Raw genomic sequence first — 19,814 nt, 5'->3', positions numbered from 1 at the left:
TGAATCTGCGGCGGGCATACAAAAAACAGGCACGGGGGACACAGAGTTGCAGAGAAAAATGTTAATTTCGGCCTTGTAAATTTTGTGTTTCCGGTGCTTTTGCATTCGTCGTGCCGGGTGCATAACTGCCGGATGCTTTGTTAATTGAAAAAACTGCTTATGAAAACAAAACTGATTCGCTTGCTTTGTGTTTGTCTGATAGCTGTATCGGCATTGCAGACAACAGGTGCGCAGACTGCGCTTGCTCCCGTTCGCTGGGAGCGTCTGAATACGGAATTGCTGGCCGATCCGTTGGCGGACCGGACTATACAGCTCTTCCGCCAGGGACTGAAATATCCTGTCAACGACTGGTACAACAAGGTAAAGGGCTATGGAAGCCAAACGGGCAAATACCTGGATTTCAAGGGGAATACGGAACATTACATCCGTCCGGTCAGCCATGTAGCGTTTTCGCTGGCTGTAGCTTTGCGCTTTCATGTCTATGATGAAACTGTAACAGGAGTGCCGGTATCGGAGGCAAAGGCCATAGCTGTCCGTCTGATCCAGTCGCTGGCTTACCGTCATAAAGCCTGTATCGGAGAAGAAAAGGGATGGGGAAAGCAGTGGCAAAGCGCATGGTGGGCTTCGCAGGCGGCTTTTGCAGCTTGGCTGCTGTGGGACGAACTGGATGATGAAACACGCTCCCAAGTCTGTAGCATGACCGTGTATGAAGCAGACCGCTTTTTAGACTACAAGATTCCTTATTATAAAGACAAGGCGGGAAAGGTGATTTACAAGGGCGACAGCAAGTCGGAAGAAAACGCATGGAACTCTGATATGCTGGTATTGGCCTCGCTCATGTTTCCCGAACACCCGAACGCTCCCGTATGGCACCGCCGGGCAGTGGGACTGCAATTGTCTGCCTATGCTTCCCCTTCGGATATTCACAGCGGGAAGACTGTAAACGGAATTTGTCTGAAGGACTTTCTGAACGGAAGCAACATGGAGGAAAACGGAACGGTCGTCAATCATGGCATCGTGCATGTGGACTATACGGTGGCTTTCATGCAGAATGCCATCAATGTGCTGCCTTATGTGCTGGCGGGAAAACAGGCGATGGAGGTTTCGCTGTTCAACGGTGACCGTATCTATAATGCACTGAACAATCAGCAGTTCGACGGACATACTATGTACGTGCGAGGTAAGAACGGAGAGGCGACTCATGAAATTTATTTCCCGGAGGGGAACGACTGGGGCACCAGCAAGCAGGTGAACTGCTGGCTGATGGATGTGATAGCTCACTGTTTCGGGCTGGACAAGGGCATGAAACCATCTGCGGCCGACTGGATGAAGGTGCGCGAGGATGAAATGCTGCGCATGCAGGGGCGGAACTCCAATGGCACGTATTATCAGGGAAAAGAAGATCTGTTTCCTTCCCGCGAAGAGTTTCTGCTGGCGGAAATCGCTTTCGGCTATCTTTTCCTGTGGGCGGACAACAGCCGGTTACTGCAACTCTCGAATGCTGCCTGCCGTATGCCGTCGGACTGTGCGGATGCCGCCGTGCTCTCTCCTTCTGAAGAAATGGACATCTATCTGTGCATCGGCCAGTCGAACATGGCAGGGCGTGCTCCCGTTCCTGCGGACATGCAGGATGACACGCTCGAAAACGTGTGGCTGATGAACGGAGAAGGCGGGTTTGAACCTGCCCGTCTTCCGCTGAATGCATACTCCAATATCCGGAAAGACCTTTCCATGCAGCAGTTGGGACCGGCGTGGACTTTTGCCCAATGCGTAGCGCAGAAAGGACATCAGGTGGGACTGGTTGTCAATGCACGGGGCGGAAGCAGCATCCAGCAATGGGAAAAGGGACAGAAACTCTATGAGGCTACTGTAGAAAGACTGAAACAGGCATTGTGTTCCGGCAAATTGAAAGCGATTTTGTGGCATCAGGGCGAAAGCAACTGCAGCGGTCCGGACCGGATCGCACCGGAAGAGTATGAGAAAAGACTGATTGCGCTGATGGAAAATCTGCGGAATGAGGCGGGGGATGCGCATGTGCCTGTCATTATCGGGCAGTTGGGGCAGTGGAAGTGGGCCGGAAAGAAAGACATCAAAGCATATAACCGTATGCTGGAGTCGGTGCCCGGCAAACTGCCAGAATCGGCATGTGTGTCTTCCGACGGACTGGAACCTGCCTTTCCGGGGACAGAGGATCCGCATTTCGGTGCGGAGGCCCAGCTGGAGTTCGGGAAACGGTATGCCGCCGCATTGGAGAAGATCCGGGCACATGCGGGCAGATAGTGCATGACAGGATAAAAATCGTTTGTTTCAAAAAAAAGTGAAGGTGAGAAAAGCAGTTTTTTGGATGACCGTCTTGTCGGTATGGATGGCCGTCTTGTCGGTTCAGGCATCGCGTGTGGATACGGTTTGGGTGAAAAGCCCTTCCATGAACAGGGACGTGCAGGTAGTTTATATAGTTCCCCGGCAGGCTTGTGCCGGACAGCCGGAGGCCTGTCCGGTCATATATCTGCTGCATGGGTATGGCAACAATGCGAAGAGCTGGCTAAAATATAAGCCCGAACTGCTTCGCATTGCAGACGAGAAAGGCATCATGTTTGTTTGTCCCGACGGAAAGGACAGCTGGTACTGGAACAGTCCTTTGAATCCGGACTATCGGTTTGAGGAGTTTGTTTCCAAAGAACTGGTGCAGTATACTGACAGTCATTACGCGACAGTCGCATCGAGAAACGGGCGTGCCATAACAGGAAACAGCATGGGCGGACACGGTGCGCTGTGGAACGCCATGCGGCATAAGGACGTGTTCGGTGCGGCAGGAAGTACCAGCGGCGGAGTGGATATCCGTCCTTTTCCTGGCAACTGGGGGATAAGCAGGCAGTTGGGCGCATATGCCGACAACCGGCAGCGGTGGGAAGAGCATACGGTTATCAGCCAGACAGGCCGGATAAAAGACGGTGACCTGGCTCTGATTGTCGACTGCGGCAGTGGGGATTTCTTTCTGAAAGTGAATCTGGAGCTGCACCGGCTTTTACAGGACTGCGGTGTCGGACACGATTTCATCGTTCGTCCGGGAGAGCATAACTGGACATATTGGATTAATTTGATCGATTATCAGATCTTGTTTTTTGAGAAATATTTCAAACGGCGGATGTCCGGCGTAAATGCGAAGCAGACAAAGTAAGGCATTTGGCGGATATCCCGAAAAGAGAATCGTAATGTTGAACTAAATAAAAAGGTTATGAAAAAAATGAATTGCTTGGTGCTGCTGTTGGTGGCAGTGCTGATGTTGCCTGCCGTACCGGTACAGGCGAAGAACAAAAAAGAAAAGGCGGAACTGGAAATGTCCACCGGTGCGCAGGACCGTGAACAATGGGTGAAATGGCTGTGGAAAATTTCTTATCCTGTCATACACAGTCTGGCGGAAGGGACCTTGCGCAAGAATATGCCGATTGAATCACCGAGCGGCAATCCTGCCGGGTATGATGAAATAACCCATCTGGAAGCTGTAGGCCGTACGTTGGCTGGCGTGGCTCCCTGGCTGGCCTTGCCTGATGACGATACGGAAGAAGGTAAATTGCGCAAGCAGATGCGCGAAGAGGTTCTGAAAGGGTTGAAGAACGCTGTTGATCCGGCATCGCCCGACATGCTGAACTTCACCAAGCAGGCGCAGCCCATCGTAGATGCGGCTTATGTGGTTCATGCTTTTCTGCGTGCCCCGAAAGCTTTGTGGGAACCGCTGGATGACGTGACGAAGAAACGTTTTCTGGATTCGTTCAAAGCCTTGCGCGACCGTACGGGTGCCTACAACAACTGGTTGCTCTTTACCGGTCTGACCGAAGCCTTTCTGCTGCAGCAGGGCGAAAAAGCCGACCAGTTCCGCCTGCGTATGTCGAAGAACAAAATACAGGAATGGTATGTGGGTGACGGCTGGTACAGCGACGGAAGCAAGTTCAGCATGGACTATTACAATTCGTATGTGCTGAATCCGATGATGGTGGCTATGCTGGAAACGCTGGTTCCTTTGCGTTGGGCAAGTCAGAAGGAATATGAGCAGGCCCTGAACCGCATGATACGCCATGCTGAATTCTGTGAACGCATTATCGGTCCGGACGGAACTTATCCGGCCTTCGGACGTTCGGTGACCTATCGTACCGCTGCCTTCCAGTCGCTGGCCGATGCAGCTTTGCGTCACAAGCTTCCTGAAGGAATCAAGCCAGCACAGGTGCGTTGCGCCCTTACTGCCGTACATCGCAACATGTATGACGGAAACCAGAACTTCGATGCAGACGGATGGCTCGTGCTGGGCTTCAACGGCCATCAGCCGAATATAGCGGACGGCTATACTTCTACGGGCAGCCTTTATATGGCGACGCTGAGTTTCCTGCCGTTGGGCTTGCCTGCCGATGATCCGTTCTGGACGGACGCTCCAGCCGACTGGACTACAAAGAAGGCATGGGCAGGAGAACCGTTCAAGAAAGATTATAAGGTGGAGTATTGACCGGGCTGCCTGCATAAGCTGGCACAGGGACACAAAGCTGCAGAGGAGGATTCCGGATTTGGACTTTGTGTCCCTATGTTTTTTGTGTTTGAATATCATCTTTATCCTTATGTTGTTTGACGAATAGAAAAACAGGCTATGAAAAGCTTTTATTATTTGGCCGCGGTGCTTGCGGCGGGCTTGCTGGCGCAGACGATGCCGTCACAAGCCAAAGGGAAAAAAGTTTCCGGGAATTTTTATCACAAAGGCTGGACTGACCTTAACCGGAACGGCCGGATGGAAGTATACGAAGACCAGTCGGCCTCTGTCGATGAGCGTGTGAAGGATTTGCTTTCACGGATGACGCTTGAAGAGAAGATTGCCGAGCTGAATCTGGTTCCGTACTATGCGAGTCAGGATTCGGCTGTAAGAAGCAAGATACGGCAAGGAAAGATCGGCGCGCTGCTGAAAGCTAACGGGGCGGAACTGAACCGTTCGTTGCAGAAAGAAGCTGTAGAGTCGCACCGCCTCGGTATCCCGCTGATCTTTCATGAAGACGTGATCCACGGCTATCGGACCATTCTGCCTGTCCCGTTGGGCGAATCGTGTTGCTGGGACCGTGAATCGGTGAGGAAGGGAGCCGCATTAGCCGCTAAGGAAGCTACTGCCGCCGGTATCCAGCTGACTTATGCCCCTATGGTGGATGTTTCCAATGATCCTCGTTGGGGGCGTATCATGGAAACCTCTGGCGAAGACCCTGTTTTGTCGGCGGCATTGGCTGCCGCCCGTGTAAAGGGATTTCAGGGCGAGGACTTGAAGGATAAAGAAACGCTGATGGGATGCGTAAAGCATTTTGCCGGATATGCAGCGTTAAGGGGAGGACGCGATTATCAGAATACGGACTTTTCGTTGCGCGACTTGCAGGAACAGTATCTGCCTCCCTTTCAGGCTGCCGTCAATGCCGGCGTGGGGACGCTGATGTGTTCGTATACTTCGTATGACGGAGAGCCGGTCACCATGAACCGGTTCATGAATCATGATGTGCTTCGCGGACAGTTGAAATTTGAAGGACTGCTTATCTCCGACTGGACAACCCTGAGTCATGCCGTTGCCGAAGGGGCTGCGGCCGACGGCAAGGAAGCTGCCTGCAGGGGCATGAACAGCGGGCTGGAAATGGATATGGCTTCTTCGCAATACAGCCGTCATTTGCTGGATCTGGCGAAAGAGAATGCCGTGTCTGCAGACGACATCACAGAGGCGGCACGGAAGGCACTTGTCGTAAAATTCCGCCTCGGACTGTTTGACGACCCGTATGCTTACTTTGATGCGGAGAGGGAAAAGCGGACTTTGCTTTCGCAGGAAAACCTTGACCTGGCGTGCGAGCTGACTGTGCCGACCATGGTGCTGCTGAAGAACAGGGACGAGGCTTTGCCGATAGAGAAACCTGCCACGATAGCCGTTGTCGGTCCTTTTGCTTCGGACAAGACCAATCTGCTGGGCAGATGGAGCATGAAGGGACAGACGGAAGAGGCTGTCAGTGTGGAGGAAGGGCTGAAGGAGGTGATGCCCGAAGCGGACTTTAAGGTTGTAGGCTGCAAGCTGGGAGAACTGAACGATGCGTATGTGTCGTCTGCCGTTGCAGCAGTCCGTGAAAGCGATATCGCAATCGTCTGCCTGGGCGAAAGCGCGCAAAACAGTGGCGAGGCGGTGACGATGGGCAAGATAGAGCTTCCGCAGGATCAGATAAATCTGTTGAAAGCAGTCAGAAAATGCGGAAAAAAGGTTGTGACCGTACTGTTCAACGGGCGTCCCCTTGTGTTGGAAGAAGTGCTTGAGGCAAGCGACGCCGTGTTGGAAGCATGGCATCCCGGTACGATGGGCGGCAAAGCTGTTGCCTTGCTGCTGAGCGGAAAGGAGAATCCTTCGGGGAAGCTGACCCAGACTTTCCCGAGGCACAGCGGACAGATTCCTGTAGCTTATAATGAAAGAAGGACGTTTACCAAGATAGAGCCGGGCGATTTGCCCGAAGGCCCCCAGTTCCCGTTCGGGTTTGGACTGAGCTATACGCAGTTTGAGTATTCCAATCTGTCGGTCAGCAGAGAAACACTTGGCATCGGCGATTCGTTGAACGTTTCCGTTGATATCAGGAACACCGGAAAGCGCAAAGGCCGTGAAGTTGTCCAACTTTATATCCGTGACAATGTAGCAACCGTAGTGCCGAGGGAAAAAATGCTGCGCGACTTCTCTTCCGTCACTTTGATGCCCGGAGAACAGAAGACCGTGAACTTTACGTTGCCTCCCGAAGCATTTAAGATTTACAACAACAAGATGCAATATGTGGTAGAACCGGGCGAGTTTGTTATCATGGTGGGACCGGATTCACAGCGGCTGTCGTCGAGAAAGGTTCTGGTCCGTGCCGATGGCGAATGAATGATGGACATAAGTGAGATGTGTGTAGAATCTTGTATATATCAACAGATTTTCAATCGTATTGTATGAAAAACATTGGCATAAAGGTGGCTTGTGCAATTGTGCTGGCAGTCTTGCTCTTGTCTTTGCCCGTTTCGGCGCAGCAAGTGTACGAGCCGCGTCCTTCGGAAAAGCCTTCCAGGTATCAGAAGCAGCAGATCAGAAGGAAGTACGGCATGTTTATCCATTTCGGCATCAACACATTTAATGATACGGAGTGGTCGGATGGCAGTTTGCCGCCCGGCTCGTATCGACCGGATACGATTGATGCTGCACAGTGGATAAAAACGGCAAAGGATGCCGGCATGAGATACGTCATTCTGGTGGCGAAACACCACGATGGATTCTGCATGTGGGATAGCCGGTATACGGACTATGATGTGGCCCGTTCCGGCAATGCGACCGATGTGGTGAAAGCCGTGGCACGGGAATGCAGGAAACGGGGTATCCGTCTGGGGCTGTACTATTCACTGTGGGACAGGAAAGTGAACCCCGACGTTCAGAATCCGGAGAGCGATGAAGCCTACAACAGATACATGCTGGCGCAGCTGGATGAACTGATGGACATCACGTCGGAATACACCCGGATCGTGGAGTTCTGGTTCGACGGCAGTTGGGCGAAACCCAGTTACCGCTGGCCTGTGAGGGAAATTTATGAAACGATAAAGAAACGCGAGCCTCAGTGTCAGATTGGAATCAACTGGAGCATCGGTCAGGATGCCAACTCCAACGATCCCGACGCTCCGAAGGAATCGGTGAATATCAAGCCGGACAAGCAGAAGGAGGGCGATCCGATCCGGTATTTTCCGAGCGACTTCCGTTTGGGTGACCCGATGCTTCCGGCCGATCCGGATCCGAAACTGTTTGTCCACAATGGCAAAAAGTATTACATGCCTTTCGAGTCTACGGTATGTATTTCCAAACGCTGGTTCTACCATACGTCCGACACGGTCTATAAGTCTGTGGCCGAACTGAAGGAGGTTTATCAGCGTGCCACGGCACAGGACAATATCCTGATTCTGAACGTTCCTCCAGCAAGAAACGGAAAGATGAGGCCGGGAGATATCGACTTGCTGCAAAAACTGAAAAAAGCAATCGGCGTGAAGTAGGCACGCCCGCACAGCACTTCGGCGTGAAGGGCATCTCAGCTTCCATCTGCATCCGAAAAACCGGGTACGGATGGAAGCGTCGTTTATGGGAAAACAATCCGTAAATCAGTTACAATCGTCAGTAAATAGGTTATTCTCCTTCTGATGGCGGTCCGTTATCTTTGCATTGAAGTTAATTCATAGAATCATAGATTATGGACCGAAGAAATTTTCTGAAGCAGGCATCGAGCTATGCCTTGCTTGCCGCCGGGACAATGGCGGGAGTGTCGGGCGCTTTTGCCGGCACGCCATCTTCTTCGAACGGACAGCCTGACAGGATGTCCGATGAATCAAAGCAAGGAGGAAATATGGAACAGCGCAGTTTGGGCGGACTGAATGTGTCTGCCATTGGTTTAGGGTGCCTGCCTATGGTGGGCTATTATGGCGGAAAGTACGGGAAGAAAGACATGATAGCCCTTATCCGCAGGGCGTACGACAAGGGTGTCACGTTCTTTGATACGGCTGAGGTGTACGGGCCGCATACCAGCGAAGAGTGGGTGGGCGAAGCCGTCGCCCCGTTCCGGGATAAGATAAAGATAGGAACAAAGTTCGGCTTTGGCGTGGAAGAGGGACAGCCGACCGCTTTGAACAGCCGCCCCGACCACATCCGGCGTGCTGTGGAAGGCTCGTTGCGCCGTTTGCGTACTGACCACATTGACCTGCTCTACCAGCATCGCGTAGACCCCAATGTGCCGATGGAGGATGTGGCAGGCGTGGTAAAGGATCTGATGCAGGAGGGGAAAGTGCTGCACTGGGGCATGTCGGAAGCCAGTGCACGTTCCATCCGCCGCGCCTATGCAGTCTGTCCGGTCAGTGCCGTGCAGAGCGAATACGCCATCTGGTGGCGCGAGCCGGAAACCAAGATATTCCCCACCTTGCAGGAGCTTGGCATTGGCTTTGTGCCCTACTGTCCGCTAGGACGCGCTTTTCTTACAGGCGTTATCAACGAAGACAGCCGTTTCAAGCAGGGCGACCGCCGTTGGAACCTGCCGCAGTTCCAGCCGGAGGCTTTGAAGCACAATATGCCGCTGGTCTATCTTGTCCGGGAATGGGCGCAGCGGAAAGGGGTTACTCCGGCGCAGTTCGCTCTGATATGGATGCTTTCCCGCAAACCGTGGATTGCTCCGATACCCGGCACGACCAATCCCGGCCATCTGGACGACTTCCTCGGTGCGGCTTCTGTCCGCCTTACTCCCTATGAAATGGAAGAGTTTGATGCGGCTTATGCAAAGATAGACCTGATGGGGCATCGTGCCGACCCGTTCACCGAAAGCCAGATTGACAAGTAATCCCGATAAAGCGAAGAAATATGGAATATGCAGCATTGAATAACGGAGTGAGGATGCCGATGCTGGGCTTCGGTGTCTATCAGGTGGATGATCACGAGGTATGCCGCCGGTGCGTGAGCGATGCCATAGCCACGGGCTACCGTCTGCTCGACACGGCATCGGTCTATCTGAATGAAGAGGCGGTGGGAAGAGCTGTGAAAGAAAGCGGTGTTCCGCGCGGAGATTTCTTCCTCACGTCCAAGGTCTGGATACAGGACATGGGGTATGAACAGACGTTGCGGGCGTTCGACCGCACGCTTGCCCGGTTGGGCACGGACTACCTCGACCTGTATCTTGTCCACATGCCGTTCGGCGACGTGTTCGGAGCGTGGCGGGCGATGGAGCGGATTTACAGGGAAGGGCGCACACGTGCCGTCGGCATATGCAATTTCAGCATTCCCCGCCTGGCCGATCTGGCAGCACACTTTGAGGTTGTTCCTGCCGTCAATCAGGTAGAAACACATCTGTTCAGCCAGCAGCAGCCGATGAAGCGGTATGCCGACGTGAACGGCATTCTTCTTGAAGCGTGGTCGCCTTTTGCCGAAGGCAGAAACGGCCTCTTCAGCCATGCAGTCCTTTCGCGGCTTGCACGGAAGTATGGGAAGACCGTGGCGCAGATAGAGCTTGGCTGGCTGATGCAGCGGTGTATCGCGGTTATTCCGAAGTCCGTACACAGGGAGCGCATCGAAGAAAACTTCGGTTCCATCGGTTTCAGGCTCTCGGACGAAGACATGGCAACGGTGGCGGCATGCGATACAGGAAAGCCCGTGGTGGGCGATTTTGACGACCCGGCCTTTGTGAAAGACTTGTGCGGCCGGAAATATGACATCTGAAAAAATCCGTTGTATGAAAGCAATCAAGTTTATTCCGCTGTTGGCCTGTCTGTTGGCGGCAATGCCGATATTCGGGCAATCAAAAGAAAAGAATGAAAGCATGAAAACAAATTCAATCAGACTGACAGTCAAAGGCGGCAAGACATTCACCGTTACTTTGGCAGACAATTCTTCGGCAGACGCTCTGATGAAGCTGCTGTCTGAAGGAGATGTGACCGTGGAAATGGAAGACTACGGCAACATGGAGAAGGTAGGTCCGCTGGGAACGGATCTTCCGCGCAATGACCGCCAGATTTCGACTGGCCCCGGCGACATTATCCTTTATCAGGGGAAATACCTGGTAATCTATTATTCGACCAATTCGTGGAACTTCACCCGGATCGGAAAAATAGACAATGCCGACGGTGCGCAACTGAAATCGGCACTGGGAAGCGGCGGTGTGACGGTGACGCTTTCGCTGAACCGGTAGGCCGTTTATGCCTGGGTGTGCGGGCCGGATAAGGGCGGAAAGGAAGTGGCCTGTACGGGAAAATCGTCTGGGCGTTTTGCAGTGAAATGCAGCTTTCCGCGGAGCAATCTGTATCTCCAGTCTAGAGATGCAAATCTTCAGCCTGAAGATATATGTCTTCAGTCTGGAGATACATATATTCAGCTTGAAGACAGACTTTTCAGCGCGAAGCTCCGTCTGTCTTTCTGATGAATCCGGGACATTTGTACGGATGCCCGCATATTCCGTAAATAGGTTTGTTTTGTCAGTAAATGTGTTATCTTCTTTTCCGCCTTATCACCCTAATTTTGTAGTCAGAAATAACTTAAAAATGATAAGCAGACATGAAAACGAGAACATTGGGAAGACAGGGACTGTCCGTTTCGGAAGTCGGGCTGGGCTGTATGGGATTTACGCAGAGCTATCCGCCTTATCCCGACAGGAAAGAAGCCATCGCCACACTGCGCGAGGCTGTTGAACTGGGCGTTACGTTCTTTGATACGGCTGAGGTTTACAGTGCATTCAAGAACGAGGAACTGGTGGGGGAGGCTTTGGAACCGGTTCGCGACAAGGTGGTCATCGCCACGAAGTTCGGATACAACCTGGTGGATATGCCCGACCTCAACACATCGGCACGCCCCGTAAGTCTGTCAAGCAAGCCCGCCACCATCCGCAAGGCGGTGGAAGGGTCGCTCCGCCGTTTGCGTACCGATCACATCGACCTTTATTATCAGCATCGGGTAGACCCTGACACGCCGATAGAGGAAGTGGCGGACACAGTGGCTTCGCTCATCAGGGAAGGAAAAGTGCTGTATTGGGGGCTGTCGGAAGCTGCCCCTGCCACGGTGCGCCGCGCACATGCCGTCTGTCCGCTTGCGGCGGTGCAGAGCGAGTACTCCCTGTGGTACCGCCAGCCGGAGAAGGAACTGCTTCCTGCGCTGGAAGAGCTGGGCATCGGCTTTGTTCCGTTCAGTCCGTTGGGAAAGGCTATGCTGACCGGACGCTTCGACCGCAATACGACATTCGACCAGACAGACTTCCGCTCTGCCATACCCCGTTTCCAGCCGGAGAACCTGAAGCATAATGTAGCTTTGGTGGAATATGTAGAGGAATTGGCCCGCCGGAAAGAGACGAGTCCTGCCCGCATTGCCATCGGCTGGCTTCTGGCACAGAAGCCGTGGATTGTCCCTATCCCGGGAACAAAGCGCATCGAACGCATCAAAGAGAATATCGGCGGCGCAGACGTGCGTTTCACGGACGGAGAACTGGCTGACATCCGCCGTCACCTGGACAGCATTGAGATAGTTGGAGGACGATACCCTGAAGACCAAGAGGCACTGACCGGCAAATGACAGGATTATGGAAATGAAGCGAATCATAGCCTGTATAGCCGCTTTGGTGCCGGGCGTCATGCTTTATGCGCAGAAGCCGGTAGATGTGCATGCGCATATCATCCTGCCTGAATATAAGGAAATGCTGCGGCGGCACGGTGCGGAACTGGAAGAAACCTTTCCGCTGCCCGGGTGGGATACGGAACGTCATGCTGCTTTTATGGACAGTGCGGGCATAGGCTGTGCCGTACTGACTATGCCGGCTCCGCAGCCCTATTACGGCAACGTGGAGGAAAGTGCCGCCTGCATCCGCTGGATTAATGAAGTTTCGGCGAAGGTGAAGGCCGGGCATCCCGGACGTTTCAGGTTCTGCGCCTCCCTGCCTTTGCCCGATGTGGATGCTGCTGTCCGTGAAGCTGTGTACGCTCTTGACACGTTGGGGGCTGACGGCATCAAGCTGGCCACCAACAGCCGCGGATAGTATTTGGGTGATGAAGCACTCGACCCGCTGATGGAAGTGCTGAACGAACGTCATGCCGTGGTTATCATCCATCCGCACCGTCCTTCGCCTTGTCATGAGGGTATCGTGCGAACCACGCCGCTCGCTATGTACGAATATCCGGCAGAAACCACACGGGCTGTAGTGAATATGCTGGCGAGGAACGTCCTCGTGCGCTATCCGAATCTGAAAGTAGTCGTGCCGCATTGCGGCTCGTTTCTTCCGCTTGCCATCCCGCGCATGAAATCCATTCTTCCGGCGATGACAGCCAACGGATCAATGCAGCCCATCGACTGGGAGGGTAACCTGTCGCGGCTTTATTATGACCTGGCTGGCAATCCCACGGCAGAAGTCATCCGTGCCTTGCTTGCCGTCACTTCGCCGGAACATATCCTTTATGGGTCTGATTATCCGTATCTGCCGGAGAGTGTGTTGCGGAACAACCTGAACAGACTGAAAGAAACGCTTGCAGCCGACGGAGAGCTTGCCCGGTATGCGGACCTGTTTCTGTGGGGCAATGCATCCCGGCTGTTCGGCATAAAACAGGAAAACAACTTTTAAACCAGAAAACAATATGAAAAAGAATATCGGCCATATGCTGGCATTGTATCCCACACCCGCAGCAGTGGTGGGTACGGAAGTAAACGGAAAAGTAAACTGGCTGCTCGTTGCCCATGTGGGCATTATCGGGCACGACCGCATCATGTTGAGCATGCACAAGGCTCATTACACCAATCAGGGAGTGAAGGCTACAGGCAAAGTTTCTGTCAATATGGTAGACGAAGCCATGCTGGAGCGTGCCGACTATGTGGGATGTGTCAGTGGGGCAAAGGTAGACAAATCAGAAGTGTTTGCCTGGCATCCGGGCGAAGCCGGAGCTCCGGTCATTGATGAAAGTCCGCTGGTGATGGAATGTGAGGTGGTCGACAATTACGAAACCGATACGTTCGACAACTTCATCTGCAAGATCGCGAATACCTATGCTGAGGAGAGCGTCCTCAATGATAAGGGAAAACCGGACTACAGCAGGCTGAAGCCCGTTCTCTTTGAGATGCCCGGCTATACTTACCTGCGGACAGGGGAGGAAATCGCGCCATGCACGTCGCTTGGAAAAGCACTTAAACAGCGCAAGTGATGGAACGCAGGGACTTTTTTCGCAAATCCCTGCTTGCGGCTGCAGGGAGCGTTGTCTTGGGAAGCGGCATCGTGAAAGCCGTTGGAAGTTTGAACACTAAAAACAATAGCACAATGAAAATAACAGTATTGACCGGCAGTCCCCGCCGGAACGGAAATTCCGCTTATCTTGCGGAACAGTTTATCAAAGGGGCGCAGGAGAAAGGGCATGAAATTTACCGTTTCGACTGTGCCTTCAAACAGGTGGAACCTTGCCGCGCATGCAACCGTTGCGGCATGGACGGCCCGTGTGTGATAAAGGATGACTTCAACGAGCTGCGTCCGCATCTTCTTGCGGCCGACATGGTGGTCTTTGCCACTCCGATGTATTATTTCGGTATCTCGGCACAGATGAAACGGGTAATCGATCGCTTCTATGCCATCAACGGACAAATCAAAGGCCATTACAAGAAGGCCGCTTACCTGATGACGTACGCTGATACCGCGAAAAAGGAAGCGGAGCCTATGCTTCTGCATTACCGCACGCTGATGGATTATCTTGGCTGGGAGAGCGTGGGCGAGGTAGTTGCTTCGGGTGTCTGGACGGCAGGTTCCATACGCAACACGCGCTATGGAGAGCAGGCTTATCAATTGGGGAAAAGTTTATAACAGATATTGCGCGATATGAGAAAACAGATTGTTCTTACAGCCTTTCTGCTGGCAGGATTGTTGCCGGCAGCGGCGCAAACCGGCAGCAAGACGGATCGGATAGAAATGTGCAAGGAAAACTATCGCACCCTTTTCGGAGGCGAGGCTCTGACCGGGCAGGGTACGGATCCGGAGATGATGGACATTCTCCAGAAATTCATATTTGGCGAAGTGTTTGCTACGGGCAGCCTGAGCATGAAGCAGCGTGAAATGATAACCTGCGTCACTCTTGCCACCATGCAGACGCTTCCGCAACTGAAGGCTCATGCAGGAGCCGCCTTGAATGTGGGTGTCACACCCGTGGAGCTACGTGAGGCGATGTATCTGACAGCTCCTTTCATCGGCTTTCCGAAGATGCTCAACGCTGTCGGAACGGTGAACGAGGTGTTCAGGGAACGAGACATCAGCCTTCCTCTGGATAACCGGACAACCGTTACCGAAGAAAACAGACACGAGAAAGGCAAAGCAATTCAGGACAAACTGTATCGCGGAGGGATCTCCGCCGTGATGGAAGGCGTGCCCGGCGGAATGGGCGAAGATGTATCACGTTTCCTGACCGACTGTTTCTTTGGCGAAATATATACTCGCGGAGCACTCAGCCTGAAGGCAAAGGAACTGCTCGGCTATTGCATTCTGACCACACTTGAGGCGGAAAGCCAGTTGCAGTCGCACTTTCACGGCAACATCAATGCGGGCAACACGCCCGAAGAAATGACGGCTGCGGTCATCCAATGTCTTCCGTATATCGGCTTTCCTGCGGCAATCAAGGCACTGCGTATCATCAGCCAGGAAGCAGCCAAACCGGCGGATTCGCCTCAGGACAACTTGGTACGCCTATCGAAAATAACTGTCGATGCAGGCCGGCTGGACGAATACAATGCGTATCTGAAGGAGGAAATAGAAGCTTCCATGCGGCTGGAACCGGGCGTGCTCACCCTTTATGCCACAGCCGAGAAGGATGCGCCCGACAAAATCACCATTCTTGAGATCTATGCCAACCGCGCCGCTTACGAGAGCCACCTGAAGACGCCGCATTTCCTGAAGTATAAACAGGGCACGCAGGAGATGGTAAAGAATCTGGAACTGATTGACACAAAGCCCTTGATTCCGGGACTGAAGATCAAGTAGGTCAGACCGTCTGAAAATGACGGCAGGACCGGAAGCTGTTTTAACCGGATCTGCTGCTTTCTTTTGCGCTTTGATCTTCAGAACAAAATATTTTGAGCCGATGGGCAAAGCCTGTATTTCCCAAACTCGCTACCTTTGCTTCAGAACATAAAATATGATAAATCAATTGGATATGGAAACAACATCAGCAAGCGGAAAGGTAGCTCTCGTTACCGGCTCCGCAATGGGTATCGGCCTTGCCTGCGCCGAAGCGTTTGCCAAAGCGGGCTATATTACTGTATTGGCTGACATCAAGGAACCTGCGGAACAGGCTACAAAACTGGCGGCAGAAGGCTGCAAGGCTGTGGCTTACCGCTGTGACGTGTCGGACACGCAGGAAGTAAGGAAAATGATAGACTGGATTGTTTCTGCCTACGGACGATTGGATGCGGCCTTGAACAATGCCGGCATCCAGACACCGCAACGTCCGATGGCGGAGATTACAGACGATGAGTTTGACCGTACGGTAGCTGTCGACTTGAAAGGTGTGTGGAACTGTATGCGTTACGAAATCCTGCAAATGCTGAAGCAGGGTGGCGGGGCGATAGTAAATACTTCGTCGCAGGGCGGCGTGACAGGTTTCCCCGGGCAGGCTGCCTATATCGCCTGCAAGCACGCAGTCATCGGACTGACCCGCACGGCAGCCATTGACTATGCTGCAAAGGGCATCCGTATCAATGCCGTGTGTCCGGGTGTTATCCGCACGCCGATGGCAGAAGACCTGATGCGGCGTAATCCTGCGCTGGAAAAGGAACTGGTGCGTGACATTCCTGCCGGGCGGCTGGGAAGGCCGGAGGAAATTGCCGACGCTGTGCTGTGGCTGTGCAGTCCGCAAGCAAGTTTTGTTGACGGCCATGCATTGCTGGTGGACGGGGCTTTTTCAATTCATTGAACTTTTAATCAAAGTAAAGACATGGGAAATTTGAACAACAAAGAAGGTTTCAGCCGTCGGGGGTTTCTGAAAACGGCGGCTGTCGTGAGTGCTGCATTGGCCGTTTCTCCGGCTTTGGATAAGATACAGGCAGCCACTGGTGCGGCTTCCGGAAGCAAGGCAACGTCTGCCGGCGATGCGAAAGCAGCAACCGTTGCCGCTCGCCGCACGCTGGGCACGGGAAAGGCGGCGTTTGAGGTATCAGCGTTGGGCTTCGGCGTGATGGGCATGACTTACAACCGGAGCTGTCATCCCGACAAGAAGCAGTGTATCCGCCTGCTTCATGAGGCAATGGACCGGGGCGTGACGCTGTTCGACACTGCCATTATCTACGGTCCGTTGAACAACGAAGAGTTGGCTGGTGAGGCTCTCGGCGCATTCCATGGGAAGGTAAACGTGACGACCAAGTTCGGACACGAAGTCATAGACGGCAAGGCTACCGGACGTCAGGACAGCCGTCCGGCTACCATCCGCCGTTACTGTGAGGAATCGCTGAAACGTTTGCGTACCGATGTCATCCCGATGTTCTACCAACACCGTTTTGATCGCAACACGCCGGTGGAGGACGTGGCTGGGACTATCGCCGATTTGATGAAGGAAGGCAAGGTCTTGCACTGGGGAATGTGTGAGGTCAGTGCTGAAACCATCCGCAAGGCACATGCTGTCTGTCCGTTGACTGCTATCCAGAGCGAGTACCACCTGATGCACCGTGATGTGGAAAAGAACGGTGTGTTGGACGTATGCCGTGAGCTAGGGATCGGCTTTGTGCCTTACAGTCCGATGAACCGGGGCTTTCTTGGCGGCGATCTGAATGAGTATACCGAATTCGATCCGCACAACGACAACCGTACTACGCTGCCTCGTTTCACTCCCGAGGCCATGCGTGCCAATTACCGTATAGTGAATGTCCTGCAGCGCTTCGGCCGCGAACGGGGCATGACTGCGGCGCAGCTTGCACTCGGCTGGCTTTTGCAGAAAGAGCCGTGGATTGTTCCTATTCCCGGCACAACGAAGCTTTCGCACCTCGAGGAGAACCTGCGCACGCTGGATTTTGCCCTGACTGCTGAAGAATGGAAGCAGCTGGAAGATGCTGTCGCCGCCATTCCGGTGACGGGCGACCGCTACAACGCCGAACAGCAGAAGCAGGTGGGCTTCTGAAGCTTGAACAGTGGGTGTGCCGAAACAGAAACCTGCTCTCATTTGATATGCAGCTGATTGTCTATGCTGCAAATAAAGCTTTTGCTATTGTTCTTCTTGGTGTTGTAGGCAGGTGAAAATACGCACAAGTTTGTAGAAAATCAGGATTGCTTTATAAAAATGTATGAGGAATTGAAAACGACTATCTCACGCCGCACGTTTCTGAAGCGGAGCGTGGCGGCAGGCGGTGCGGTGATGGCAGGCAGTATGCTTTCTGCCGGTGCTTTCGTGTCAGGAAAAAGCCCAAAAGAACAGTCGGGAAATACAGCGGACGGAATGCTGCACGGTGTGTGCGACATTCATTTGCATTGTGCCCCCGACAGCAAAGTTCGGATCACGGACGAACTTTCGTTTGTCCGTGATGCCCGGCGGACGGGTTATCGTGCTGTAATGTTCAAATCTAACGACTTCAGTTGTCACGACCGCGCTTATCTTATCCGTCAGGCAGTACCCGATTTCGAGGTGTTCGGCAGCATGTGCATGAACCGTGTGCATGGCGGGCGGGTTAATCCCTTTGCTGCCGAGAAAGCGGTGAACACTACCGGAGGATTGTGCCGGTGCATCTGGATGCCTACGCAGGATGCCGTGTATCAGAATCTGAGCTGCTGCGGCAAGAAAGAAGGTATACCTGTGCTGGACGACAGTGGCAGGGTGTTGCCTGAAGTGGTGCGTGTCATGGAAATCTGTGCGGAGGCCGGCATCATCTTTGCCACCGGCCATTCTTCGCCCGAAGAATGTATCACGCTGGCACGCAAGGCACGCGAGGTGGGTGTAGGGAAATTTGTCGTCACTCATGCCAATTCCGGCATCTGGACGATGACCCACGAGCAGATAAAACGTTGCATCGATCTCGGCGCATGGATAGAATACAGTTACCTTACCAACCTTTGGGGACCGGGAACCGGGTTGCCGGATTTTATCCGGCTGAGTGATGAGGCGTTTGCTGCCTTTGCCCGCATCAATCCGGAACGGAGTTTCATTACGACAGACCTGGGGCAGGCAGGTATGCCGCACCCGATTGAGGGAATGCGCCGCTGCATTGAGGCTCTGTTACGGAACGGACTGGCTCAGGAGGATGTGGACTTGCTGGTACGCCGCAATCCGTCGGAATTGGTCGGACCGGCGGAACCTTAAGGGCTGTTTGTCTGTTTTACAGACTTCTCCGGAATAAAAGCCTGTGATTTGAGAAATATGCACAATATCTTCATTCATTAAGAGCCTGTCGTTTAATTTTGCTCAGGCTTATTTTTCGGATGTTATCGGGGACGTGCTTCTGTTTTGTGAATATTGCTTGAATGGAAAATTTTCTAAAAATAAAATACGTATGAAAAAGTTCTTTTATCTTCTGCTTATGACAGTACTGACATTAGGCTTTGTAGCCTGTAGTGATAACGAACCGGCAACGGAGGAACCTCCGACGGAAGAGCCCGGAAGCAACGGGGAAGATGTCGACAGTGGCAATGGGGGAGAACCTGGCGCGGCGGATGATCCGGTGACGGGAAATACGTTGATCGTATATTACAGTTTCACGAACAATGTGCATACCATTGTTTCTGATTTGCAGACCCAGATCGATGCGGATGTGCTGCGCGTAGAGCCGGCCGAAGAGGGAATTGACTATGCGGCCAACAACTATGCTGTAGGGAGCGCTCTGATTTCTGCCATACGGAACAATCCGGATGATGCTTCATCTTACCCTGACATCCGGACGACAGCAGACAATCTGGATGAGTATGACATCATCATTGTAGCCGCTCCGTTGTGGTGGAGCAACATGGCCGCTCCGATGCAGACCTTTCTCTTCAGGTACGGTGACCGGATGGCTGGCAAGCATATCGGGCTTGTCGTGTCGAGTGCAAGCAGCGGCATCAGCGGTGTGGAAGCAGATGCCGAGCGCCTTATTCCGGAAGGGAATTTCATGGAACCCAGCTTGTGGATACGTTCGTCGCAGACTGCTGCCTGTCATTCTATGCTGGCAGACTGGCTGGAGGATATAAATTATGTTTCGCCGGCCGCCAATTGAAAAGAAAGCAGCTGATAACTGCGGGATGCCGGCGCATGTTCCGAAAGCAGAAAAGCATTCTTGAAAGCGATGTCCGGACTGGGGCAGAGCCGGGGTACGCTTAAAA

15 protein-coding genes and 2 pseudogenes are annotated in these 19,814 nt (G+C 53.1%); all 17 read left to right on the top strand.

Annotated elements, in window-relative coordinates:
• Positions 1-159 precede the first annotated feature (159 nt).
• The 17 genes and pseudogenes from NW212_RS11975 to NW212_RS11895 all read left to right on the top strand — a co-directional run bounded on the left by NW212_RS11975 (position 160) and on the right by NW212_RS11895 (position 19,708).
• Positions 160-2,280 (top strand): sialate O-acetylesterase, encoded by a 2,121-nt coding sequence (locus NW212_RS11975; protein WP_258338873.1) that lies wholly within the window; start codon positions 160-162, stop codon positions 2,278-2,280.
• A gap of 64 nt (positions 2,281-2,344) precedes the next feature.
• Entirely contained in the window at positions 2,345-3,178 is an 834-nt protein-coding gene (locus NW212_RS11970; RefSeq protein ID WP_258338875.1) for an alpha/beta hydrolase family protein, read from the top strand.
• Between the two features lie 57 nt (positions 3,179-3,235).
• Positions 3,236-4,495, top strand: coding sequence for a DUF2264 domain-containing protein (locus NW212_RS11965; RefSeq protein WP_258338872.1), 1,260 nt, complete (start codon positions 3,236-3,238; stop codon positions 4,493-4,495).
• A 138-nt stretch (positions 4,496-4,633) separates the two neighbouring features.
• Entirely contained in the window at positions 4,634-6,904 is a 2,271-nt protein-coding gene (locus NW212_RS11960; protein ID WP_258338871.1) for a glycoside hydrolase family 3 N-terminal domain-containing protein, read from the top strand.
• Between the two features lie 65 nt (positions 6,905-6,969).
• On the top strand, positions 6,970-8,052 hold the full coding sequence (locus tag NW212_RS11955; protein ID WP_258338870.1) for an alpha-L-fucosidase: 1,083 nt from the start codon (positions 6,970-6,972) through the stop codon (positions 8,050-8,052).
• Positions 8,053-8,246: 194 nt separating this feature from the next.
• A complete protein-coding gene (locus tag NW212_RS11950; protein WP_258338869.1) occupies positions 8,247-9,380 on the top strand; it encodes an aldo/keto reductase in 1,134 nt (377 codons plus the stop codon).
• Positions 9,381-9,400: 20 nt separating this feature from the next.
• Positions 9,401-10,252 (top strand): aldo/keto reductase, encoded by an 852-nt coding sequence (locus NW212_RS11945; protein ID WP_258338868.1) that lies wholly within the window; start codon positions 9,401-9,403, stop codon positions 10,250-10,252.
• A 13-nt stretch (positions 10,253-10,265) separates the two neighbouring features.
• Positions 10,266-10,721, top strand: coding sequence for a cyclophilin-like fold protein (locus NW212_RS11940; protein WP_258338867.1), 456 nt, complete (start codon positions 10,266-10,268; stop codon positions 10,719-10,721).
• A 362-nt stretch (positions 10,722-11,083) separates the two neighbouring features.
• Positions 11,084-12,091 (top strand): aldo/keto reductase, encoded by a 1,008-nt coding sequence (locus tag NW212_RS11935; protein ID WP_258338866.1) that lies wholly within the window; start codon positions 11,084-11,086, stop codon positions 12,089-12,091.
• A 7-nt stretch (positions 12,092-12,098) separates the two neighbouring features.
• Positions 12,099-13,130 (top strand): annotated as a pseudogene (locus tag NW212_RS11930) (amidohydrolase family protein).
• Positions 13,131-13,143: 13 nt separating this feature from the next.
• Positions 13,144-13,683: pseudogene (locus NW212_RS11925) on the top strand (flavin reductase family protein); the annotation flags it as partial.
• Between the two features lie 134 nt (positions 13,684-13,817).
• On the top strand, positions 13,818-14,351 hold the full coding sequence (locus NW212_RS11920) for a flavodoxin family protein (protein ID WP_258338865.1): 534 nt from the start codon (positions 13,818-13,820) through the stop codon (positions 14,349-14,351).
• A gap of 15 nt (positions 14,352-14,366) precedes the next feature.
• Positions 14,367-15,518: a carboxymuconolactone decarboxylase family protein gene (locus NW212_RS11915; RefSeq protein ID WP_258338864.1), complete on the top strand. Its 1,152-nt coding sequence runs from the start codon at positions 14,367-14,369 to the stop codon at positions 15,516-15,518.
• Positions 15,519-15,690: 172 nt separating this feature from the next.
• On the top strand, positions 15,691-16,449 hold the full coding sequence (locus NW212_RS11910; RefSeq protein WP_258338863.1) for an SDR family NAD(P)-dependent oxidoreductase: 759 nt from the start codon (positions 15,691-15,693) through the stop codon (positions 16,447-16,449).
• Positions 16,450-16,470: 21 nt separating this feature from the next.
• A complete protein-coding gene (locus NW212_RS11905; protein ID WP_258338862.1) occupies positions 16,471-17,646 on the top strand; it encodes an aldo/keto reductase in 1,176 nt (391 codons plus the stop codon).
• Between the two features lie 171 nt (positions 17,647-17,817).
• Complete coding sequence (locus NW212_RS11900) at positions 17,818-18,819, top strand: twin-arginine translocation signal domain-containing protein (protein WP_258338861.1); 1,002 nt, start codon at positions 17,818-17,820, stop codon at positions 18,817-18,819.
• Between the two features lie 190 nt (positions 18,820-19,009).
• Complete coding sequence (locus NW212_RS11895) at positions 19,010-19,708, top strand: flavodoxin (RefSeq protein ID WP_258338860.1); 699 nt, start codon at positions 19,010-19,012, stop codon at positions 19,706-19,708.
• Positions 19,709-19,814 lie beyond the last annotated feature (106 nt).

Source organism: Bacteroides sp. ET225 (genome assembly GCF_024733745.1).
Classification (GTDB): Bacteria; Bacteroidota; Bacteroidia; order Bacteroidales; family Bacteroidaceae; genus Phocaeicola; species Phocaeicola excrementipullorum.
The sequence above is the reverse complement of the archived record's forward strand: the minus strand, read 5'-3'. Positions and strand labels throughout refer to the sequence as shown.